The sequence below is a fragment of the Arthrobacter sp. NicSoilC5 genome (genome assembly GCF_019977395.1).
Lineage (GTDB): Bacteria > Actinomycetota > Actinomycetes > Actinomycetales > Micrococcaceae > Arthrobacter.
The window spans coordinates 2,139,750-2,161,893 of sequence record NZ_AP024660.1; the positions used below are offsets into that span (position 1 = coordinate 2,139,750).

The following is a 22,144-nucleotide window of genomic DNA, read 5'->3' on the forward strand; positions in this document are numbered from 1 at the left end:
CTAATTCACGCATCCTTGGCGCGCAGCGACAAGTGGCTGGTACCGGTCCAGGCTGGTCCCGGTGGCGACTATCCGGCGGAGCTCGGCCAGCCCGCCGTCGACGGCTCCGGCGGCCCGTGCCTGGACCAGCACGTTGCCCAGGGCGGTGGCTTCGACGGGTCCGGCCACCACCGGGCGCCCGGTGGCGTTGGCGGTGAGCTGGCAGAGCAGGGTGTTCTGGGAGCCGCCGCCCACCACATGCACCACGTCCACTTCACGGTTGGCGAGGCGTTCCGCAGTGGTGATGGTCCTGGCGTAGCCGGCCGCGAGGCTGTCCATGATGCAGCGGGTGATGGCCGCGGGATCATCGGCCAGGACCTCGCCGGTACGGCGGACCGCCGCGCGGATGCGCCCTGGCATGTTGTCCGGGGCGATGAAGTACGGGTCGTCGGCATTAATCCGCGGCCCGCCGACGGGGAGGGCCGCAGCGGCGGTGAGCAGGGCGGCGAGGTCGGGCTGGAAGCCTTCACCGGCCCAGGTGCGCTGGCATTCGCTCAGCAGCCACAGTCCGCCCACGTTCCGCAGGTAGCGGATGGTGCCGTCCACGCCGCGTTCATTTGTGAAGTTGGCTTCCCGGCTGGCCCCGGTGAGGACCGGATGCTTCAGTTCCAGCCCCACCAGGGACCACGTGCCGGAGGAGATGTACGCGAAGTTCTCCCCGCGGCCACCGTCTGCCACGGCGGGAACGGCCGCGACGGCGGAGGCAGTGTCGTGCGAGCCCACCGCCACCACAGGGGTCTCCGGCGGGAGGTCCACTTGCCCGGCGATGTCCGGCAGGAGTGTTCCGACGGTTTCGCCGGGCTGGATCAGCGGCGGGAACAGGTCCTTCCGCAGTCCCAGCGCCGCGAAGAATTCGGTGGCCCATTCCCCCGCCACGGCGTCAAACAGGCCGGTGGTGGAGGCGTTGGTGGCCTCGGTCCGCCGCACCCCGGTGAGCAGGAACGCAATCAGGTCCGGGATCAGGAGGGCCTGCAGCCCGTCCAGGTCCTTCTCGGTGGCCAGCTGGTAGATGGTGTTGAACTGCAGGAACTGCAGCCCCGTGGTTTGGTACAGGCGGGCGGGGTCCAGCTTGGCGTGGACGGGCGCGACGGCGGTCCTGCTGCGGTCGTCGCGGTAGCTGTACGGCTGCGCCACGAGGTTCCCCGCGCTGTCCACCAGCCCGTAGTCCACGGCCCAGGTGTCGATGCCAACGCTGGCGATCTTTTCGCCCCGGGCTGCCGCCGCCGCGGCGGCCGCACGGAGTCCCGCCAGCACCTCCGCGAACAGTGCATCGAAGTCCCAGCGGAGGCCGCCGTCGCGCTCCACCACGCCGTTGGGGAACCGGTGGACGGTTTCCAGCGCCACCCCGGCGGAGGTAACGCGGCCCAGGATCACCCGCCCGGATGAGGCGCCGATGTCGACGGCGGCGAACACCCCGCCCTCGGCCGCCCCTGCCCCCGTACTCACCGCAGGAAGGCTGCCGCCACTCCGGCGTCCACGGGAATGTGCAGGCCGGTGGTGTGGGACAGTTCGTTGCTGGTGAGGACGGCGGCCGCGTTGGCCACGTGTTCGGGCAGGACTTCGCGCTTGAGCAGGGTGCGCTGCGCGTAGTACTCGCCCAGCTTTTCCTCGTCCACGCCGTAGACCGCGGCACGTTTGGCGCCCCAGCCGCCGGCGAAGATCCCGGAGCCGCGGACCACACCGTCGGGGTTGATGCCGTTCACGCGGATGCCGTGCTCACCCAGCTCGGCGGCGAGCAGGCGCACCTGGTGGGCCTGGTCGGCCTTGGTGGCGGAGTAGGCGATGTTGTTGGGGCCGGCGAACACGGAGTTTTTGGAGGAGATGTAGATGATGTCCCCGCCCATGCCCTGCGCGATCATGACCTTCGCCGCGGCCTTGGCCACCAGGAACGAGCCTTTTGCCATGACGTTGTGCTGGAGGTCCCAGTCCTTTTCGGTGGTTTCCAGCAGCGGCTTGGAGATGGACAGGCCGGCGTTGTTGACCACCAGGTCCACGCCGCCGAACGCCAGGACAGCAGCGTCGATGGCCGCGGACACCTGCGCCTCGTCGGTGACATCTGCCTGGACGCCGATGGCGACGTCGGCACCGCCCAGCTCCTCGGCGACCTTTTGTGCGTTTTCAAGGTTGAGGTCGGCAATGACGACGCACGCGCCGTCGGACGCCAACCGTGTGGCGATGGCCTTGCCGATGCCGGACGCGGCACCGGTCACCAGGGCAACCCGGGTGGCGTGGGACTTCGGCTTGGGCATCCGGGCCAGTTTGGCTTCCTCCAGCGCCCAGTACTCGATGCGGAACTTTTCGGATTCCTCGATCGGGGCGTAGGTGGAGATGGCCTCCGCGCCGCGCATGACGTTGATTGCGTTGATATAGAACTCGCCGGCCACCCGGGCGGTCTGCTTGTTCGCCCCAAAGGAGAACATGCCCACGCCGGGGACCAGCACGATGGCCGGATCCGCGCCGCGCAGGGCCGGGCTGTCCGCGTCCTTGTGGCGGTCGTAGTAGGCCTGGTAGTCCTCGCGGTAGTCGGCGTGCAGTTCGTGCAGCCGGGCGATCGAGTCCTCCGCGCTGGCGTCGGCGGGCAGGTCCAGGATGAGCGGCTTGACCTTGGTGCGCAGGAAGTGGTCCGGGCAGGAGGTGCCGAGCGCGCCGAGACGCGGGTGTTCGGCTGCCTCGAGGAAGTCCAGGACGACGGCGTCATCACTGAAGTGCCCCAACTGCGGCCTGTCCGTGGAGGCCAGGCCGCGGATCACCGGTGCCAGGGCTGCGGCCTTGGCACGGCGTTCGGCTTCGGTCAGGGCGGCATAGCCGGGAAGCCTGGCACCGAAGGGCTCGGCCTTCCCGTTCTCTGCGATGTACTTTTCGGCCTGGTCGATGATCCAGAGCGAATTCTGCTCTGCTTCTTCGCTGGTGGCGCCCCAGGCGGTGATGCCGTGGCCGCCCAGGACGGTGCCGATGGCCTGCGGGTTGGCGTCCTTGATCGCGGCGATGTCCAGGCCCAGCTGGAAACCGGGACGGCGCCAGGGAACCCAGACCACCTTGTCACCGAAGATCTTGGTGGTCAGCGCCTCCCCGTCCACAGCCGTCGCAATGGCGATGCCGGAGTCCGGGTGCAGGTGGTCAACGTGCGCGGCGTCCACCAGGCCGTGCATGGCAGTGTCGATCGATGGGGCGGCCCCGCCTTTGCCGTGCAGGCAGTAATCGAACGCGGCCACCATCTCGTCTTCCCGTTCCACGCCCGGGTAGACATTCTTCAAAGCATTCAGCCGGTCCAGGCGCAGCACCGCAAGGTTCTGCTCCTTCAGGGTGCCCAGGTCACCACCGGAACCCTTGACCCAGAGCAGCTGGACGTCGTCGCCCGTGACGGGGTCCTTTTCGGTGCCCTTGGCGGAGGTGTTGCCGCCGGCGTAGTTCGTGTTCCGCTTGTCCGCGCCAAGGCGGTTGGAACGGGAGATCAGGTCTTCCACAGTTTTGTTCGTCATAGCTGAATCAGGCGCCCCATCCGGCTTGCTGGCCGCCCACGCGGTCCTCGTTGATCTGTTTCTGGTAACCGCTCGCCTTGAAGGCGGCCATTGGGTCCGCGGGCAGGCCGCGGGATTCACGCCACTCGGCCAGGATGGGCCGGACGTCGGTGTAGAAGGCATCGTTGAAGATGCCGTTGGCGGCCAGGACATCGCCGGCACGCTGCGCTTCGCCCAGGGCGGCGGTGTCCACCAGCAGGGCGCGCAGCGTCATTTCCTGGACATTGAGCACGGAGCGGATCTGGCCGGGGATCTTCTCTTCCAGGTTGTGGCACTGGTCCAGCATCAGGGCCACGCCGGAGTCCTTGCCGTAACCGCCGCCCCGTATCACTTCGTGCATGATGCGGAACAGCTGGAACGGGTCGGCGGCACCCACGATCAGGTCATCGTCCGCGTAGAAGCGGGAGTTGAAGTCGAAGGAACCCAGCTTGCCCAGGCGCAGCAGCTGCATCACGATGAACTCGATGTTGGTGCCCGGCGCATGGTGGCCGGTGTCCAGGCAGACGAACGCCTTCTCCCCCAAGGCCAGGGTCTGGGCGTAGGAGGTGCCCCAGTCCGGCACGTCCGTGTGATAGAACGCCGGCTCAAAGAATTTGTACTCCAGCACCAGGCGCTGCCCATCCCCCAGGGCCGCATAGATCTCCTGCAGGGACTCGGCCAGCCGGTCCTGGCGGCCGCGGATGTCATCCTGGCCCGGGTAGTTGGTGCCGTCCGCCAGCCAGATCTTCAGGTCCTGCGAACCCGTGGCGTGCATGATGTCGATGCACTCGAGGTGGTGGTCGATGGCCCGGCGCCGGACGGCCTGGTTGGAGGAGGTGAGGGAGCCGCACTTGTACTCATCATCCTGGAAGGTGTTGGAGTTGATGGTGCCCAGGCCCACGCCCAGTCCCGCCGCATACTCCCGGAGGGCGGAGTAGTCGTCCACCTTGTCCCACGGGATGTGCAGCGCCACAGTGGGGGCCAGGCCGGTCAGCTCGTGGACCTTGGCGGCGTCCGCCAGCTTCTCCTGGACCGTCCGCGGCGTGCCGGGCGTGCCGAACACCTTGAACCGCGTACCTGAATTTCCATAGGCCCACGAAGGGACCTCGATGGCAAGCTCCCCGAGCCTGCCCAGCGCCGTTGCTACGTCGTTCATGTTGGTTCTTTCCGGTGTTGAGCGTCTGTCTGATGCTTTTGGTTGGTGCCCCGCTGCTGGAGCGTGCCTGCTGGCAGTTGCCTGCTGTTCCGGTGCGCCGGTGGTCCTGCGTCCCGCGTCCTGCCGGTCAGCCTGCGGGGGGCTGTGCCGCCAGCTGGCTGTTGAGATTGAAGACTTCTTCCAGCACCTGGAACCCTTCGTCGGGCGCCTGGCCGGAGTCCTCGAACAGGGTTGCCATCTCGGCCTGCCAGCGGGCGTTCACATCCGTCAGGGCCATGCGGGCACGGACGGCGTCAAAGTCGTCGCACTCCACGTACCCCACCAGGAGCCCGTCTCCACCAAGGAACAGGGAGTAGTTGTGCCAGCCCGCCTCCTTGAGGGCGTTCAGCATTTCCGGCCACACTGCGGCATGCCTGCGCCGGTATTCGTCGATCAGCGCCGGCTGGACCGAGGAACGGAAACACACCCTCATGCGGACTCCTCCTCAAACTTCCCAAAGTTTTGAATCGTTTCATTGGTACGATTCAAAGTACTCTTGGAGTTGAGCAGGTGTCAAGCAATGGCAGAAACTTTTGATTTCCCGCGCGGAAGCTCCCGCGGCGGGCAGGTCGGCACGGAGAATCGATGAACCGCACAGCCAGTATCAAGGACGTGGCCACCCACGCGGGCGTGGCCGTGGGGACGGTGTCCAATGTCCTCAACTATCCCGACAGGGTGTCCGACCGGACCAAGGAACGGGTCCTGCGCTCCATCGACGAACTGGGGTTTGTCCGCAACGATGCCGCCCGCCAACTCCGTGTTGGCCACAGCCGCACCATCGGGCTCATCGTCCTGGACGTAGGCAACCCGTTCTTCACCTCCGTGGTCCGCGCGGCGGAGGACGCCGCAGCGCTGCAGGGAAGCGCCGTCCTGCTGGGCGACAGCGGCCACAATGCCGGCCGCGAGGCGAATTACATTGACCTCTTCCAGGAGCAGCGCGTGCAGGGCCTGCTGATCTCGCCGGTGGGCGATGTAACGGAAAGGCTGGACCTCCTCCGCGAGCGCGGCGTGCCAACGGTCCTGGTGGACCGGCTGGCTGACGAGTCCAAGTTCAGCTCGGTAGCCGTGGATGACGACGCCGGAGGCTACCTGGCTGCCCGGCACCTGCTGGACACCGGCCGCCGTCGGCTGGCTTTTGTTGGCGGCCCCATGTCCATCCGGCAGGTCGCGGACCGGCTCCAGGGGGCCCAGCGGGCCGTGAAGGAGGAGCCGGACGCCAGCCTCGAGGTGTTGGATGCTGAAGGGCAGACCGTCCTGGCTGGGCGCAGCGTGGGCGACATGCTGGTGGAGCGCGGGCGGGCTGAACTGCCCGAGGGGATTTTCTGCGCCAACGACCTCCTGGCCCTGGGCGTCATGCAGTCGCTCACTATGACGCACACGTTCCGGATCCCGGAGGACGTGGCGCTGATTGGCTATGACGACATCGACTTTGCCATCTCCGCGGTGGTTCCCCTGTCCTCCATCCGCCAGCCCACCGAACTGCTGGGCCGGACAGCCATCGAACTGCTGTCCGAAGAGGTGGAGTCCCAAAATCCCGTCCACCGGTCCGTAGTGTTCACGCCGGAGCTGGTGGTCCGCCAGAGCACGGCCGCGCCGGCCGCCGGCTGATCAGCCGGGCGCTCTACTTTCCCGTCTGCTGCAGCCACTTCATGGACTCGTCCCGGGACGTGAAGAAGCGGGTAGGGCAGGGCGGATTATGGACTCCCAGGAAGAAATTCGCGATGATCCGGTCCACCGGGCTCGATCCAAGCAGGGCAATCCGGTTGGCGGCGCAGGGGATGGAGAACACCGAGCGGGCCTGGATACTGACGTTCTCCGTGGTGGCCATGTCCACCAGCATTGGATAGTTGCCGTCTCCTGCTATGCGGTTCACCGCAGCCATCGCCGCCTGTGCGTCCTCGACTTCTATGCGGACTTTGGGCTCCCACATGAGGTGGATGACGCCGTCAGCGCTCAGTTCCACGGTTCCCTTGCCGCCGTCGACCATTATGGGCTCCATACCCCGCCTCCCTCCAGTGGGCAGTTCCTGAACCCCTCTATCTTGCACCAGGCCGCCCGGCCCAGGCATCCTGGCGCCCGACAAACAGCGCCGCAACCCCGACTTGACTACTCAGCATGCTTACTAATAGGTTGATCGACGTGCCCGTGGCCTGGATCACCATCCGGAGCTGCGTGTCGCGGCCCGACAGGGCTGCATCTGAAACAAGTGCATTTGAAATAACCAGTTCCGCCGGGGTTCTCCATGGGGGCGGAGCCTCGGGGGGTTCAGAGCGCCGCAACCCGGCGCTGAAAGGATTTACCGAAAATGCGAACAAAGGTCTCAGCTTCAGTCACTGCCATTGCCCTCTCCGGCGCCATGCTCTTCGGCATGGCAGGCCCGGCGACGGCAGCAGCACCCGCGGCTCCTTCTGCCGCTTCCCAGTCATCCCAGACAGCCAACGTCACTGGAACCATCAACCAGACCATTGACGGCGTGGGCACCTTCGTGGGCTCGTTTACGCCATCCAACTTCAGCGTCCAGAACGGCCAGCTGACCGTCACCGGCTTGGTGCAGGGTACCTTCACCGATCTTGCCGGCGTGGCCACTCCGGTGAGCCAGACCGTGACCACCACGGCTGCTGCGGCCCCCACCACCAACGCCGCGACGGCCACAGGAGGCGGTTGCGACATCGTGAACCTGGTCCTCGGGCCGCTGCACCTGGACGTGCTGGGGCTCAATGTCGACCTGAACCAGGTGGTCCTGGACATTGTTGCGCAGTCGGGAGCGGGCAAACTTGTCGGCAACCTGCTCTGCGCCGTCACCGGGCTCCTTGACGGCGGCAATGGCCTCAGCGGCCTGGCCAACCTGCTCAACCGGCTGCTGGGGCTCTAGTTCCCGGCAGTCCACAAGGCAGCAAGATGGGCAGTCCCCCGGGACTGCCCATCGTCGTTTTCGCCTAAATCTTCGCCACCACCAGGTTGCGGTAAGCCGCCCGGAGCGGGGCCATCTGCCGGAAACCAATCCGGCCGCCGCCGAGCACCTTCGACGACGGATCCTGCCACTTGAAGAGCAGCAGCCCATTGATGGAAAACGCCGCCAGGGGCCCGTCCTTCACCAGTTCCAGGCGGTAGAAGTCCGTGGCATCCTCCGCGGGCGGCAACGGGTCCGCGCCCTGCGCCACCAGCTCGAAGCCGGCACTTTTGCGCAGGTTGCAGGTGCGGAACGCGCGCTCGGACGGGAACTTGTGGCGGAAATAGGAGACGTGCAGGGCATCGATATCACCCGAATGGTACTGGGGGTAGTAGCCCGTCCTGGGCGGGAGGGCCGGGCTGAAGAGGTCCTGCCCGCGGTGTCCGGTGGCCGCGAAGAACAGCATGGCCAGGCCCGGCTCGGCGAGCGGGCGGAATTCCCAGCTGATGCGGATGCGGTCCGGGAAGTTCTCCGGGCACCACAACGTCCAGTGCGCGTGGTCGCCGAATTCCTGGTCGTCCAGCGCACCGGAGAGCTCCAGGGAACCCTCGTGGCTGCCGCCGCGCAACGGCCCTTCCGCTACCCATCCAGCCACGTCATCGGGCCCCGCCAGCGGGTTGCTGTAGAGGATCCGCTCCCTAACCGCTGCGGCCCCCACTAGGCGCGTCCCGCCGTCGTACTCATTCCCCAGGTGCCGGCCGGCTCCGCCTCTCCAGCCGGCCCGTACCCCAGCCGGCGCAGCTGCCGCGCCACCTCCCCGGCCACCAGCGAGGCACCGTGCCGGGAGAAATGCGTATTGTCCGCCAGGCCGCCCGGCCAATGCGCATGCTCCCCCGGCGCGAAGTGGCAGAAGAGCTCCCTCGATCCGTCCCGGCCCAGCCGGAGATACAGGTGGCGGGTCCACGCGTTGAGGTCCACCACGGGGACCCCGAGCTCCTGCCCCAGTTCGCGGACCACCTCCGGATAGTCCTCCAGGCTCTCTGCGAGGACGTCCGACGACGGCCCCTCCCCCGGGTGCCTGCCGTCCAGGAAGTGCCGGCGCTCCACGGAGGTGCACAGCACCACTGCCGAGCCCCGGGCGCGCACCTCCCCCACCATGGTTCGCAGGTTGGCCGCGTAGCCGGTGCGGGCGGCCAGGTGCGGCTTCTTCTGGTCGTTGTGGCCGAACTGGATGAGCACGGCATCGTCCGGGCCTGCTTCGGTGAGCAGCTCCGCCCAGAGCCCCTCAGTGCGGAAGGATTCGGTGTCGGCGCCGCCCTTGGCGAAGTTGTGTACCGTGCCCCACGTGCAGGTGAAGGGTGCCAGCTGCGCTCCCCAGCCGCTCATGGGGAACTCGTGCGTGGGACAGTTGGCAACGGTGGAATCTCCGGCCAGCAGGATTTTCATGGTGGTTCTTTCCTTTGATGCCCGCGGGCAGAGTCAGCCTTTGACGGAGCCGATGAGCATACCCTTGGCGAAATGCTTTTGCAGGAACGGGTAGAAGATGAGGATGGGCAGCGTGGCCACCACGATCACGGCGAACTTGATGCCCTGTTCGGGCGGGATGTAGTTGGGATCAACGTTGCCGGTGCCCAGCAGGTCCGAGGCGGCGGTGACCTGGCGCAGGTACATCTGCAGGGTCCACTTGGAGTTGTCGCTCAGGTATAGCAGGGGTGACATGAAGTCGTTCCAGATGCCCACCGCATAGAACAGGGCAAAGGTGGCCAGGACGGGCTTGGACAGCGGCAGCAGGATCCGCCACAGGATGCCGATCTCGGTGGCGCCGTCCATCTTGGCGGACTCTTCCAGTTCGGCAGGGAGCTCCTGGAAGAAGTTCTTGATGATGATCAGGCTGAACGGGTTGATGGCCGCGGGCAGGATCAGGGCCCAATAGGAGTTGAGCAGGCCCAGGTCCTTGACCAGCAGGAACGTGGGGATCATGCCGCCGGAGAAGACCATGGCAAAGACCACCAGGGACAGGATGGCGTTCCTGCCCCGCAGGGTTTTCTTGGCCAGCGGATAGGCCATGGTCACGGTGAAGGCCAGCTGGACCAGGGTGCCCACCGCGGTGACCAGGATGGTGGTCACCAGGGCGCGGACGAACGCCGGGGTGGCGAAGATGTATTCGTAGGAGCCCAGGGTGAACTGCTCGGGCCAGACGAAGAATGCCCGGCGCGTAATTTCGGCTTCGGTGGCAAACGATCCGGCGAAGACGTACACGAACGGCAACAGGGTAATGAGGCCGATCAGGGACAGGAAGACGTAGTTGGCGGCGTCAAAGATCCGGCCGCCGCGGGTGTTGTGGATTTTCATGGCTAGAACAGTCCGCTCTGGTTGAATCGCTTGGCCAGCCAGTTGGTGCCGAAGATCAGCACGATGCCCACCAGCGATTTGAACAGGCCCACGGCGGTGGAGTAGCTGTAGGCGCCCTGCGTGATGCCTACGAAGTAGACGTACGTGTCAAAGACATCCGCCACCTCACGGTTCAGCGCGTTGGTCATCAGATAAATCTGTTCGAACCCGGTGTTGAGCATCTGCCCGATGGCCAGGATCAGCATCACGATGATCGTGGAACGGATCGCGGGAAGCGTGATGTGCCAGACGCGCCGGAACCGGCCCGCGCCGTCGATGATCGCGGCTTCGTACTGGTCCTGGTCCACGGTGGAAAGGGCGGCCAGGAAGATGATGGTGCCCCAGCCGGTGTTCTTCCAGATCTCCTGCAGCACGATCAGGGGCCGGAACCAGGCGGGATCTGACAGGAAGTCGACGTGCGTGCCCATGGCGTTGTTCAGGAACTGGAACAGCGGCCCGATGTCCAGGGCAAACAGCAGGAAACTCAGCGACGCCACGATGGTCCAGGACAGGAAGTGCGGGATGTACACCAGCGTCTGGACCGTGCGCTTGAGGATGGACAGCCGGACTTCGTTCAGCAGCAGCGCCAGGATGATGGTCAGCGGGAAGGCCACCCCCAGGTTCAGGAAGGCCAGGATCAGGGTGTTGCCCAGCAGCCGCGGGAAGTCCGGGTTGGCGAAGAAGTCCTCGAAGTTCCGGAACCCCACCCACGGGCTGCCGTTGACGCCCAGGAACGGGACGTAGTCCTTGAAGGCGATGCTGACACCGTACATGGGGGCGTAGCGGAACACCGCGAAGTACACCACGCCAGGCAGCAGCAGAAGGTACAGCCATTTGTAGTGCGCGAAATGGACGGAGAACCTGCCCCCGTTCCGGGGAGCGGGAGCGGTCCTGCGCGTCCGCTCCCCGGCGAGGGTGTCAATGACAGGGGCTGCCATTTACTTGTTGTCCTGCCAGAGCTTGTTGATTTCTTCCTTGACCTTGTTGCCGCCGCTGGTGTCCCACAGCTTGATGGCATCCTTGAGGCCCTGTTCATCGATCTGTCCGGCCAGGTACTTGATCCGGGCGTCGGCCACAATGTTGTCCAACTGGGCACCCTTGGCCACATAGGTGGCCGAAACGTAGGGTGCGGCCGGGTTGTAGACGGCGCTCTTGAGGTCTTGGGCCATGACGTCGGTCCGCTTGTCGAAGACCTGCTGCTCGTAGTCGGAGGCCTGCTTCACCGGGTAGAACTCGTTGCCGGCAACGTTCATGCCCAGCTGGGCGTAGCTCTTGATGTCGGTGGTGACGGCCTTGCCCTCCGGCGTCTCCGGTTTGATGGTGGCGGCCTTGCCGGCCTCCACCGAAAAGTTCACGCCCTCGATGCCGTTGTTCAGCAGGACCGCAACATCCTTGCCGTTCACGGTGTTGAGGAAGGCCAGGACCTTGTCCAGTTCGGGCTCGCTCTTGACGCTGGCCTTGGGGATCGCAAGGAAGCCTGAGTAGCCGTCGGTGGGGTGGGCGTGCAGTTTGCCGTCCGGGCCTTCGAGGTTGCCCACGAAGCCCACTTTGTTCTGGAAGTTGGTGGGGTCTGCCTGCTTGAAGAGGTTGATGAGCACGCTCACCCGGGAATCGACGTCGACGATGATGCCGCCCTTGCCGTTGAAGAACGGCTCGTTCCACTTGGTGCTGTCGAAGGTGGCGAAGTCGGGGTTGATGAGCTTTTCGTCAACCATCTTCTTGATGAAACGGTCCGCCTCGAGGAACTCGTCGGTTTCGAAGCTGGGAATGAGCTTCCCGTCCCGCTCCGTCCAGCGGTTCCCGGCGCCGTACCATTCCTCGATCAGGTCGTAGGGGCTGTTGGTGCCCAGCGCACCCCACTTGGGGATGGTGATGCCGTAGGTGTCATTGACGCCATTGCCGTCCGGATCCTGCTCGGTGAAGGCCTCTGCCACCTTGTACAGGTCCTCCGTGGTTTTGGGCGGCTGCAGGCCCAGCTTGTCCAGCCAGTCCTGCCGGAACATGACGGCCGCACGCATGGGGGAACGGCCGCGGAAGACGCCGTAAACCTTGCCGTTGACGCTGGCGTTCTTCTGGATGTCCGGGAAAGTGGTCTTGAGGTTGGGGTACTTGTCCAGCTTGTCGGTGAGGTCCCAGAACGCGCCCGCCTGGGCGTTCTTGACGAAGCCGGGTGTTTTGCCCTGGATCACCATGACCTGCGGAATGTCGGATCCCGCCAGCGTGATGTTGGTCTTGTCCTCATAGGAGGCGTTCGGCGCCCAGTTGATTTTGACCTGTTTGCCGGTGAGCTCCTCCAGCTTCTTCTGCACCGCGCCGTCCGCTGCAGGCGGCTGGGCCTCCAGGAACGGGGCCATGATGGACACCGAAGTGAGGTCCGCGGCCGGGGCGTCCCCGCCGCTGCACGCGGTGAGGGACAGCGCCGTGGCCGTTACGACGGCGGCGGCCAGGGAGAGTTTGCGATGGATCATATGTCGTCCTTTTCCACTTCTTTGGGGTTTGTTGGGCTGGCTGGCCCACGGTTTTGATACGTTTCATTCATGCGTCCGCCCAGGGCAGCGCCCACCATCGGCAACCAAGGGCGGGGAGCAGCGTCAGGCGGCGGTGGCCCCCTGCAGGGCGGTGCGCGCGGCAGGCTCCCCCGCTGCGGCCGCCGACTCGTCATTGGCCGCGAAGAAGCGGTCACACAACCAGCCGGTGAGGTAGAGCCAGGCCCCGATGCTGAAGAATGGAACCAGGCCCGGAAGGCAACTGCTGGCGTAAAGTACCGCGGCGGAAACGAAGAGCAGGATGACCGTTCCCGCCAGGTGCCGCAGGGCGAACCGGGACGACATCAGCAGGTACTGGAACAGGGGCAACTCGTACCGGGCATACATGGGGAACACGTAGCAAACGGCCCCCGCCAGGAAGATGGCGGCAACCAGGATGCCGACGGCCATGAACTGCGCCAGGACTCCCCTGCCTCCCGAAAAATAGTTCCAGTTCAGGACAAGGGCCGCCGCGACGGCCATGACCGGGAGCGCCAGGGCGTTGGCCCGGAGGAAGTTCCGGAAGTATGCGGAGGCAAACCCCCGCAGCAGCGGAACAGCATCGCCTGCGGCCCGCTTGCGCACCGCAATCTGTGCCGCGGCGGTGGCCGGACCTGCACCAAAAATGCCAAAACCCAGCAGGGTGAAGGCGATCCACAGCAGGTTCAGGCCGGCGATCCACACTAGCGTGTCAAAAAATGAGTAGGCGCGCGCACTGAAGGTCCCGGACAGCATGGCACGGCTCCCTTCTGTTCTCCATCGTTGCAGAGGCGAAGCGGAAAGTGTCCCGCATCACGCCGGTAATCGGTTTCTCGAAAATGTAGACCCCCTATCCGGCCGCGGTCAAGCGGAACTTTGAATCGTTACATAGCTGGACGGCGGCTTGCCGTTTGCCTCACACTAAAAGGTGGAAAGCGCTTGCTGACTCGATGCACGCGCAGATGATGCCGGTGCCCGCAAGGCGGGAGCCGGTGGGCAGAACGGAGAACCATGGAAACGGCAACGGAAGCCGCCGGCAGCGCCGCCGCGGCTTCAGCAACAACCCCGGCACGGGTTGCACTGGTGGGAGTGCACGGCTTCGGCACCCACCACCTGCGGAACCTCCAGCGCCTGCAGGCGGCAGGCAGTGTCAGCCTGGTCGCCGTGGCGGACCCGCAGCCCCCGGCACCCGGCGCCCTCCCGCCGTCGGCCGCCGTCTACCCGGGGCTCGAGGAGCTCCTCACCGCCACCCGGGACCTGGACCTGGTCATCGTGGCCACCCCCATCCAGACGCATGCTCCGCTGGCCCTGGCCGCCCTGGCCACTGACGCTGAGCTGTACCTTGAGAAGCCACCCGTCGCCTCCCTGGCCGACTTCAACCGGTTGTGCACGGCAGCCGCCAGGTCCGGCCACGGGGTGCAGATCGGCTTCCAGAGCCTGGGCTCGCACGCGCTTGGAGCCATCGAAGAACTGCTTGCCGCCGGGACCATCGGAACACTGGAGGGCATCTCCGCCACCGGCCGCTGGGTCCGGGACCGGGCCTACTACACGCGCTCCCGTTGGGCAGGAAAACGCAGCATCAATGGCGTGGATGTGGTGGATGGCGTGGTCACCAACCCCTTGGCGCACGCGGTGGCAACCGCCCTCCGGATTGCCGGGGCGCGCACCACAGCAGACCTCGCATCAGTGGAAACCGAGCTGTACCGCGCCAATGACATCGAGTCGGATGACACCTCCGTGATCCGGATCCGCACCGCCTCGGGCCTGCCCATCACCTGCGCCCTGACCATCTGCGCCGCGGAGTCCGTTGAACCGTACGTCACGCTGCAAGGTTCGGGCGGCACGGCGGTGTTCCACTACACCGAGGACCGGCTGACGGTGGAGACGGCGGCCGGGCGCACGGAGGAAACCTTCGGCCGGGACGACCTGACGGAGAATCTCCTGGCCCACCGCGGCCACGGCGTTCCGCTGGCCAGCAGCCTGGCGGACAGCGGAGCCTTCATGCTGGTGCTGGAAGCCATCCGGACCGCACCGCCGCCGGCCCCCATCGATCCCGCCTGCGTCCGCTGGGAAGGCGAAGGAGACGCTGCGCATGCCGTGGTGGTAGGCATCGAGGAAGCCCTGGAGCGCGCCGGCCGGCAGCATGCCACGTTCAGCGAAATTGGGCTCCCCTGGGCTGTGGCCGCGCCGGTGGCCTTCGACATCCCTGTGTCCTGATGCGGTTCAGGACCCGGCGGCGCAGCCGGCCGCCGGGTCTTTCACTATCGTGCAGCAACACCCCGGCGCCGTCCGTGGCGCCACAGGAGCAGGCCCACCACGGCCGCGGAGAGCATGCCCAGTCCGCCGGTGACCACCAGCCCGGTCCGGACGCCGAACTGTTCCGTCAACCAGCCCGCCAGGAGGCCGCCGCAGGCGTGGCCGCCCAGCAGGAGAGGAAGGTACAGGGCCATCACCCGGCCGCGGATGGCAGGCCCGGCCTCGAGCTGGACGGCCGTGGCTGCGCTGGTGAGGAACAGCAACGTCATGATGCCCACCACCGCCAGCATCGCCACAAACAAAACCAGGGTGGGCATCAGGGCGGCCACCAGCTGGGACAGCCCAAAAAGCCCCGCCGCGGCCACAATGCCCCTGCGGCCCATGGTCCCCAGCCGGGCTGCCAGGAGGGCACCGGCCAGGGCGCCGCCGGCGCTGACCATGTTGAAGAGGCCAAAGCCCTCCACGCCGTTGTGCCACACGTCCTGGGCGAAGGCCGCGAGGACCACCGGCCCGTTCATGCCGAAGGCGCCCAGCAGGCCGGCCAGCAGGATGAGGAGCAGCAGGCGCGGGCGTTCACGGACGTAGCGGAAGCCGGCAAGCACCTGCCCGCGGCCCCGCTCGGCGGGTGTACCGGGATGCAGTTCGTGCGGCCGGATGCCGGCGATCAGGCCCAGCACCACCAACCCGATCACTGCGTTTGAGGCGAAGGCGGCGGCCGGCCCTGCCTGCGCGATCAGCACGCCGCCCAGCGCGGGGCCGGCCATGGCGCCCAGCTGGGCGAGGGCGTTGTTCAGTCCGATGGCGGGACGCAGGGCGGCGTCGCCCACCACCTCATTGACGAAGACCTGGCGGGTGGGCTGGTCAACCGCCGCGGTGATGCCCAGCGCCATGCAGCTGGCGTAAACAACCCAGACCGTAATGGTGCCGCTGGCAGCCCAGGCCGCCAGCCCAAGGCCGAGCAGCACAATGACGGACTGGCACACCATCATGATCCTGCGCTTGGGGAAGATGTCCACCACCAGGCCGGCAAGCGGCCCCACCACGAGCATGGGAAGGAACTGAAGGGCGACGGCGGCCCCCACCGCTGCCGGGCTCCCCGTCAGTTGCAGCACCAGCCAGTCCTGCGCCAGCCGCTGCATCCAGACGCCAAGGCTGCCGGCGAGCTGCATGCCCAGGAAGAGCCGGTAGTTGTACTGCTTAAGGGGGTGGAACCAGCGCGGCTGGCTGATACCCGGGCGTGCAGACGGTGCGGGACGGGTGCGGCGGGACGGCACGGTCAGGTTCGGGCGCGGCTGGAGCGCAGTTTCACTGCGGCGGCGGCAAGGATCAGGGTACCGGGGACCACAACGAAGAGCGCGGCGAGCATCCAGACAAACACCACGGCGCAGAACAGGGCGGCCGCCAGCAGCAGCGACCCCGTCCAGTCGCGCAGGGAGACGTCCTTACCCACCTGGAGGGCCTGGCCCCAGGTGTCCTTGCCCGTGGCACCGGAAGCCGTGGCGTCGGACCAGGCGGATGCGGTGCGCAGGAGCAGGATGGCACCGCATCCGGCGAGTATCAGCGTGGCTGGAAGGACCACTTCGCGGCCCGGCAGCTGCCCCACCCATGCGAGCAGGAGGTTGAGGACAATCACGACGCCGGCTCCCGCCGTTGCGATTCCCAGCTTCCAGCTGCCCGGCAGGGCAGCCCTGAACAGGCCCCACAGCCCCCAGACGGAATCGTCCCTGCCATTGAGGTGCCGTTCAAGGTGCGCGGTCCCGGCCGCGTAGGCGGCGGGGATGGTGGCCAGCGGTACGGACAGCACCAGCACCAGCACCCCCGCCAGGAGGGTTTCGGAGAACAGGGCGAACCGGTTCACCGGGATTGGTTCGTGGCCTGGGGCGGATGTGGTGCTGTCCATGGCGCTCATTGTCCTTTGCCTAGCCCTTCAGTCCCTGGGTGGAGACGCCTTCGACGATGTAGCGCTGGAAGATCAGGAAGAAGATCAGCACAGGCAGCAGGGCCAGGACGGACATGGCGATCATGGCGCCGTAGTCGGAGGACTGGGTCTGGTCCACGAACAGCCGCAGGGCCAGCGGCAGCGGGTACTTGTCCGGGGTGTTCAGGTACAGCAGCGGGCCCAGGAAATCGTTCCAGCTCCAGATGAAGGAGAAGATGGAGGTGGAGATGAGGGCCGGCTTCATCAGCGGCAGCATGATGGATCCAAAGATCCGGGCGTGCCCCGCGCCGTCGATCCTGGCGGCTTCATCCAGTTCCGCGGGCAGGCCGCGCATGAACTGGACCATCAGGAAGACGAAGAACGCGTCCCCGGCCAGGAACTTGCCGATCAGCAGCGGGACGTAGGTGTCCACCAGGCCCAGCTGCTGGAAGATGATGTACTGCGGGATGATCACCACGTGGAAGGGCAGCAGCAGGGTGGCGATCATCATGCCGAAGAACAGGCTGCGGCCGGGAAAGTTGATCCGGGCGAACGCGTACGCCGACACGCTCGCGGACAGGATGGTGCCGACGACGGCGCCGAGGGCCAGGATCAGCGAGTTGGTGAAGAACTGCAGGGTGGACACCCCGCCGATCCCCTCCATGGCGGTCACGAAGTTATCGAAGCTGAAGTTGTTTGACCACAGCGACGTGTTCTGGCCGCCGATCTCCGAGTTGGGCTTGAAGGACGAGGCGATCATCCACAGGCCGGGGTAGAGGACGATGGCAGTGAGGACAAGGGCCACCAGGTGGAAGATGGCGCTCTTGGCCCGTTTGGCTGCCACCGATTCGGATTTCGGGTTGTAGGCCGGGGCGGCGGCGTCCGGTGTGGACTGGGTGGGGGTTGCCGTGGTTGTCATTTTGAATCACCGCTGTAGTGGACCCAGGACTTGGACGTGCGGAAGAAGATCAGCGTGATGATGCCCACCACGATCACCAGCAGCCATGCCATGGCCGAGGCGTAGCCCATCCGGAAATCGCTGAAGCCCCGCAGGTACAGGTAGAGGGTGTAGAAGAGGGTGGATCCGGCGGGGCCGCCGTCACCGTTGGAGATGATGTAGGCCGACGCGAAGATCTGGAACGCGTGGATGGTTTCCATCAGCAGGTTGAAGAAGATCACCGGGGAGAGCATGGGCCAGGTGATGTTGAAGAACTTGCGCACCGGGCCGGCACCGTCCATTGACGCTGCCTCGTACAGCTCACCGGGGATCTGCTTGAGGCCGGCCAGGAAGATCACCATCGGGGCGCCGAACTGCCACACGGTCAGGAGAATGAACATCGGCATGGTCATCGAGGGGTTGCCCACCCAGCCGCCCAGGTTGATCCCGAAGAAAGACAGGCCCTGGTCCACCGGTCCGGAATCGCCGAACATGGCCTTCCAGACGATGGCGATGGAGACGGACGCACCGATCAGGGACGGGGCGTAGAAGGCAGAGCGGTAGAAGCCCTGGCCGCGGCGCTTGCTGTTCAGCAGCATGGCCACCGCCAGTGCCGCCGCGAGCTTCAAGGGGGTACCGAACACCACGTAGCCCACGGTCACGCCCACGGACTGCAGGAAGCGTTCGTCCTGGAACAGGGTGGTGTAGTTGTCCAGGCCGATCCACTTGGGCGGCTCGAACAGGTTGTAGTTGGTGAAGGACAGGTACAGCGAGGAAATCATCGGCCCCACCGTGAGGGCAATGAATCCCAGCAGCCAGGGCAGCAGGAAGGTATAGCCGGCGCGGGCGTCCGAGCCCCGCTGCCGCGACTTGCGCGGCAGCGGGGAACCGGACGACGCCGGGCGCCTGCTCAGGGTTGGAGTTTGAGTCACAAGATCATTCCGTCAGTCGTAAAACCTGGGTGGGAGTGCACGGCGCCGGATCAGGCGTTCTGCTTGATGAGGTCTTCGGCTTCCTTGAACCACGCGTCGACGGCTCCGTCAACCGTGAGCTTGCCGTAGTTCAGGTCGGAGGCGATCCGGCCGAACGACGCTTCCAGCGTGCCGAAGCCAACGATGGGCGGCTCCGGAGCGTCCTTGAGGTACTGCGCAATTGATTTCTCGTAGTCCACCACGAGCTTGTCGGCGCCTTCGAACGTGGTGCCGTCGCGCTGGGTCTTGGAGGCCGGAACGCCGCGGGAGGTCTTGAAGATCTGGCCTACTTCGGGGTCGTTGACCATGAAGTCGATGAAGCGGGCGGCGGCGTCCTTGAACTTGGTCTTGGCACTGGCCACCATCAGCATGGAGGGCTTCAGGAATAGGCCCAGGTTGTTCGGGTCGTCCGACGGCACCGGAACAAGCTTGAGTGATTTGGCCCCGCTGTCGGCCAGGTAGCCCGCCATGAAGTTGTCCCAGGTGACCTCAGACGCTGTGACGTTGGAACCGAAAGGCGACTTGGGCTTGAGCTGGGTTACCCTGTCTTCCGGGACGAGGGCCTGCGTGCCGCGCAGCTTCGAGTTGAGGTTCCACCAGCTCTTCAGGTCGTCCTTGCTGAAACCAAGCTTCCCATCGCTGTTGAAGGCCTGGATGTTCTTCTGGCGGAGCCAGATGTTGAACTGCCACCACACGCCCGTGAAATCCGTGGAGCCGAACAGGGTCCCGTTGCCCTTGTCCCCTACCTCCTTCAGGAATGCCTGGTATTCCGACCAGGTCCAGCTGCCGTCCGGCTCCGCTATGCCCAGGGAGGCGAGTTTGGCGGGGTCGTAGTAGACGGCGAAGGCGTTGGTGCTGGTGGGAATGCCGTAAGTCTTGCCCTTGATCTGGCCGGAAGGCAGGAGTGACTTTTCGAAGGCGTCAGTGTTGATCTTGACCGTGCCCAGGTCCAGGAGCTGGTTGCGCTGGCCGTAGTCCCGCAGGTAGGACAGGTCCCACTGCATGACGTCGGGAAGGCCGCCGCCGGCCGCCTCGGTGGCGCGCTTCTGCCAGTAGCCGGCGAAGTCCGTGAAGTTGCCGTTGACCTTGATGTCCGGGTTCTTCGACTCGAAGAGGGCAATGGCCTTGCGGGTGCGCTCGGCGCGGTCGTCGTTGCCCCACCAGGTGTAGTTGATGGTGACGGGTTTGTCGGCCGATCCGGTCTGGCCGGAAGAGCTGGATCCGTTCCCACAGGCCGCCAGGGCTGCGGCAGATGCGGTGCCGATGGCCACGGTTGTGAGGAAATGCCTTCTGTTGATCACGGGAGCCTCCTTGCTCGATGTGTGTTGCTCTTCCGCTCCGCCTACAACGTGAGTAGTGAGCTGGCTTACACGGCTTCTGAAACGATACAATATCCGCATTCCCGGAATTGGGCAAGCGTTTTCCAAACGTCTGGCCAATGCCCCCGTTCCGCCTTGCGAGCAGACAAAGGAGTCACATGACACAGCAGGAAACCAGCTCCCCTTCGAGCGTTTGGAACAGGGTTGAGGGCGTGGCCTTCGGAGGTGATTACAACCCTGAGCAGTGGCCGGTGAGCATCCGCCTGGAAGATCTGGACCTCATGCGGGAAGCTGGCGTGAACTTCCTCAGCGTGGGGATCTTCTCCTGGGCGCTGCTGGAACCCGCCGAGGGGCAGTATGACTTCGGGTGGCTGGACGACGTGATGGACAACCTCGCAGGGATCGGCGTGAAGGTGGCACTGGCCACCGCCACGGCCGCTCCCCCTGCCTGGCTGGTCCGCAAGCACCCGGAGATCCTGCCGGTCACGGCTGACGGGACCGTGCTGGGACCGGGCTCGCGGCGGCACTACACGCCGTCGTCGTCCGTGTACCGGCGCTACGCCGCGGGCATCACGCGCGTCCTGGCCGAACGGTACAAGGACCACACCGCGCTGGCCCTGTGGCACGTGGACAACGAACTGGGCTGCCACGTCTCAGAGTTCCACGGGGAGGAGGACGCCGCGGCCTTCCGTGCCTGGCTGGAGCGCCGGTACGGGAACATCGATGCGCTCAATGCCTCCTGGGGCACGGCGTTCTGGTCCCAGAACTACGGTTCCTTTGACGAAATCCTGCCGCCGTCTGTCGCCCCGTCCACGCTCAACCCGGGCCAGCAGCTGGACTTCCAGCGGTTCAGCTCCTGGGCCCTGATGGACTACTACCGGGACCTCGTGGCGGTGCTGCGCGAAGTGACGCCGGACATCCCCTGCACCACCAACCTGATGGCCTCCAGCGCCACCAAGTCCATGGACTACTTCGACTGGGCCAAGGACCTGGACGTCATCGCCAATGACCACTATCTGGTGGCCGCTGACCCCGAACGGCACGTGGAACTCGCGTTCAGCGCGGACCTGACCCGCGGCATTGCGGGCGGTGACCCATGGATCCTGATGGAACATTCGACGTCGGCCGTGAACTGGCAGCCGCGCAACCAGCCCAAGATGCCCGGTGAGATGCTGCGCAACTCCCTGGCGCACGTGGCCCGCGGCGCCGACGCCGTCATGTTCTTCCAGTGGCGCCAAAGCTTCGCCGGCTCGGAAAAGTTCCATTCCGCGATGGTGCCGCACGGCGGACGGGACACGCGGGTGTGGCGCGAGGTGGTGGAGCTGGGCGCCGCGCTGAGACGGCTGGAACCCGTGCGCGGTTCACGGGTTCATTCCCTGGCCGCCATTGTTTTTGACTATGAGGCGTGGTGGGCCAGCGAGATCGATTCGAAGCCCAGTATCGACGTGAAGTACCTGGACCTGCTGCGGGCGTTCCACCGCGCCCTGTTCCTCCGCGGGATCTCCGTGGACATGGTGCACCCGTCTTCTTCGCTGGATGGGTATGACCTGGTGCTGGTGTGCACGCTGTACGCGGTATCGGACGGGAACGCCGCCAACATCGCTGCTGCCGCCGCTGCCGGTGCCACGGTACTGGTGAGCTACTTCAGCGGGATCGTGGACATGCAGGACCGCGTGCGGCTGGGCGGCTACCCCGGGGCGTTCCGCGAGCTGTTGGGCGTGCGCGTGGAGGAGTTCCACCCCCTGCTTGCCGGGTCACAGCTGAAGCTCAGCGACGGGACGGTTTCCTCGGTGTGGAGCGAGCATGTCCATCTGGCCGGCGCCGAGGCGGTACAGACCTTTACGGAGTATCCGCTGGACGGCGTGCCTTCCCTCACCCGGCGGCCCGTGGGTTCCGGGGCGGCCTGGTACATGGCCACCTTCCCCGATCCCGATGGCATCGAGTCCGTCCTTGACCGGCTGCTCGCCGAGTCGGGCGTCACGCCGGTTGCCGACGCCGATCCCGGGGTGGAGCTGGTCCGCCGGATGGCCGCCGACGGACAAAGCTTCCTGTTCGCCATCAACCACACGCGTTCGGCTGCCTCGGTTTCCGCCACGGGCGCCGACCTGCTGACGGGTGAGCCGTTTGCGGGCACTGTGCCGGCAGGCGGCGTGGCGGTGGTTGCGGAGGGCTAGGCACACGCGCGTTCGGGAACGTTCGACGGCGGCCGGTTGCGGCGCGATCCAGG

Annotated in this window: 20 protein-coding genes; 4 read left to right on the forward strand and 16 right to left on the reverse strand. The window is 65.9% G+C overall.

Going from position 1 to position 22,144, the window contains the following annotated elements:
* The 4 genes from LDO22_RS10070 to LDO22_RS10085 all read right to left on the reverse strand — a co-directional run bounded on the left by LDO22_RS10070 (window position 1) and on the right by LDO22_RS10085 (window position 5,164).
* Window positions 1–1,485 carry a rhamnulokinase family protein gene (locus LDO22_RS10070; protein WP_224026980.1) on the reverse strand — a complete coding sequence of 495 codons (1,485 nt, stop codon included), beginning with the start codon at window positions 1,483–1,485 and terminating at the stop codon, window positions 1–3.
* The gene (locus LDO22_RS10075) at window positions 1,482–3,518 is read right to left on the reverse strand and encodes a bifunctional aldolase/short-chain dehydrogenase (protein WP_224026981.1); all 2,037 of its coding nucleotides are present in this window, start codon (window positions 3,516–3,518) and stop codon (window positions 1,482–1,484) included. The genes LDO22_RS10070 and LDO22_RS10075 overlap by 4 nt, the downstream gene beginning before the upstream one ends.
* Window positions 3,519–3,525: 7 nt before the next feature.
* Window positions 3,526–4,692 carry an L-rhamnose isomerase gene (gene rhaI, locus LDO22_RS10080; protein ID WP_224026982.1) on the reverse strand — a complete coding sequence of 389 codons (1,167 nt, stop codon included), beginning with the start codon at window positions 4,690–4,692 and terminating at the stop codon, window positions 3,526–3,528.
* 127 nt (window positions 4,693–4,819) lie between these two features.
* A complete protein-coding gene (locus LDO22_RS10085; protein ID WP_224026983.1) occupies window positions 4,820–5,164 on the reverse strand; it encodes an L-rhamnose mutarotase in 345 nt (114 codons plus the stop codon).
* A 152-nt stretch (window positions 5,165–5,316) separates the two neighbouring features.
* On the opposite strand from LDO22_RS10085, the gene LDO22_RS10090 reads away from it, so the two are divergent.
* Window positions 5,317–6,339, forward strand: a complete 1,023-nt coding sequence (locus tag LDO22_RS10090; protein ID WP_159630812.1) for a LacI family DNA-binding transcriptional regulator — start codon at window positions 5,317–5,319, stop codon at window positions 6,337–6,339.
* A gap of 13 nt (window positions 6,340–6,352) precedes the next feature.
* On the opposite strand, the gene LDO22_RS10095 is transcribed toward LDO22_RS10090, so the two are convergent.
* Complete coding sequence (locus tag LDO22_RS10095) at window positions 6,353–6,730, reverse strand: STAS/SEC14 domain-containing protein (RefSeq protein ID WP_224026984.1); 378 nt, start codon at window positions 6,728–6,730, stop codon at window positions 6,353–6,355.
* 306 nt (window positions 6,731–7,036) lie between these two features.
* Here LDO22_RS10095 and LDO22_RS10100 point away from each other — a divergent pair, with 306 nt between their 5' ends.
* Complete coding sequence (locus tag LDO22_RS10100) at window positions 7,037–7,603, forward strand: ABC transporter substrate-binding protein (protein ID WP_224026985.1); 567 nt, start codon at window positions 7,037–7,039, stop codon at window positions 7,601–7,603.
* Between the two features lie 64 nt (window positions 7,604–7,667).
* Here LDO22_RS10100 and LDO22_RS10105 read toward each other — a convergent pair whose 3' ends face one another.
* From LDO22_RS10105 to LDO22_RS10130, 6 genes are all read right to left on the reverse strand, one after another.
* Window positions 7,668–8,339 (reverse strand): DUF1961 family protein, encoded by a 672-nt coding sequence (locus LDO22_RS10105; RefSeq protein ID WP_224026986.1) that lies wholly within the window; start codon window positions 8,337–8,339, stop codon window positions 7,668–7,670.
* Entirely contained in the window at window positions 8,339–9,067 is a 729-nt protein-coding gene (locus LDO22_RS10110) for a rhamnogalacturonan acetylesterase (RefSeq protein WP_224026987.1), read from the reverse strand. Before LDO22_RS10110 ends, LDO22_RS10105 begins: the two co-directional genes overlap by 1 nt.
* A gap of 33 nt (window positions 9,068–9,100) precedes the next feature.
* On the reverse strand, window positions 9,101–9,973 hold the full coding sequence (locus LDO22_RS10115; RefSeq protein WP_224026988.1) for a carbohydrate ABC transporter permease: 873 nt from the start codon (window positions 9,971–9,973) through the stop codon (window positions 9,101–9,103).
* 2 nt (window positions 9,974–9,975) lie between these two features.
* On the reverse strand, window positions 9,976–10,950 hold the full coding sequence (locus LDO22_RS10120; protein WP_159630802.1) for an ABC transporter permease subunit: 975 nt from the start codon (window positions 10,948–10,950) through the stop codon (window positions 9,976–9,978).
* Window positions 10,951–12,480, reverse strand: a complete 1,530-nt coding sequence (locus LDO22_RS10125; RefSeq protein WP_224026989.1) for an extracellular solute-binding protein — start codon at window positions 12,478–12,480, stop codon at window positions 10,951–10,953.
* Between the two features lie 123 nt (window positions 12,481–12,603).
* Window positions 12,604–13,272 carry a DUF624 domain-containing protein gene (locus LDO22_RS10130; RefSeq protein WP_224026990.1) on the reverse strand — a complete coding sequence of 223 codons (669 nt, stop codon included), beginning with the start codon at window positions 13,270–13,272 and terminating at the stop codon, window positions 12,604–12,606.
* 255 nt (window positions 13,273–13,527) lie between these two features.
* On the opposite strand from LDO22_RS10130, the gene LDO22_RS10135 reads away from it, so the two are divergent.
* Window positions 13,528–14,733 (forward strand): Gfo/Idh/MocA family oxidoreductase, encoded by a 1,206-nt coding sequence (locus tag LDO22_RS10135; RefSeq protein WP_224026991.1) that lies wholly within the window; start codon window positions 13,528–13,530, stop codon window positions 14,731–14,733.
* A gap of 44 nt (window positions 14,734–14,777) precedes the next feature.
* Here the strand turns inward: LDO22_RS10135 and LDO22_RS10140 are convergent, their stop codons facing one another.
* From LDO22_RS10140 to LDO22_RS10160, 5 genes are read right to left on the reverse strand one after another with little or no spacing between them, the layout of a single operon-like run.
* Window positions 14,778–16,046, reverse strand: coding sequence for an MFS transporter (locus LDO22_RS10140; RefSeq protein WP_224026992.1), 1,269 nt, complete (start codon window positions 16,044–16,046; stop codon window positions 14,778–14,780).
* Window positions 16,047–16,048: 2 nt separating this feature from the next.
* Entirely contained in the window at window positions 16,049–16,681 is a 633-nt protein-coding gene (locus LDO22_RS10145; RefSeq protein WP_224026993.1) for a Poxvirus protein I5, read from the reverse strand.
* A gap of 10 nt (window positions 16,682–16,691) precedes the next feature.
* Window positions 16,692–17,609 carry a carbohydrate ABC transporter permease gene (locus tag LDO22_RS10150; protein WP_159630791.1) on the reverse strand — a complete coding sequence of 306 codons (918 nt, stop codon included), beginning with the start codon at window positions 17,607–17,609 and terminating at the stop codon, window positions 16,692–16,694.
* Window positions 17,606–18,559, reverse strand: a complete 954-nt coding sequence (locus LDO22_RS10155; RefSeq protein WP_159630789.1) for a sugar ABC transporter permease — start codon at window positions 18,557–18,559, stop codon at window positions 17,606–17,608. Before LDO22_RS10155 ends, LDO22_RS10150 begins: the two co-directional genes overlap by 4 nt.
* A 50-nt stretch (window positions 18,560–18,609) precedes the next feature.
* The gene (locus LDO22_RS10160) at window positions 18,610–19,899 is read right to left on the reverse strand and encodes an ABC transporter substrate-binding protein (protein WP_224026994.1); all 1,290 of its coding nucleotides are present in this window, start codon (window positions 19,897–19,899) and stop codon (window positions 18,610–18,612) included.
* Between the two features lie 176 nt (window positions 19,900–20,075).
* Between LDO22_RS10160 and LDO22_RS10165 the strand changes: the two genes are divergently transcribed.
* Window positions 20,076–22,091, forward strand: coding sequence for a beta-galactosidase (locus tag LDO22_RS10165; RefSeq protein ID WP_224026995.1), 2,016 nt, complete (start codon window positions 20,076–20,078; stop codon window positions 22,089–22,091).
* Window positions 22,092–22,144 lie beyond the last annotated feature (53 nt).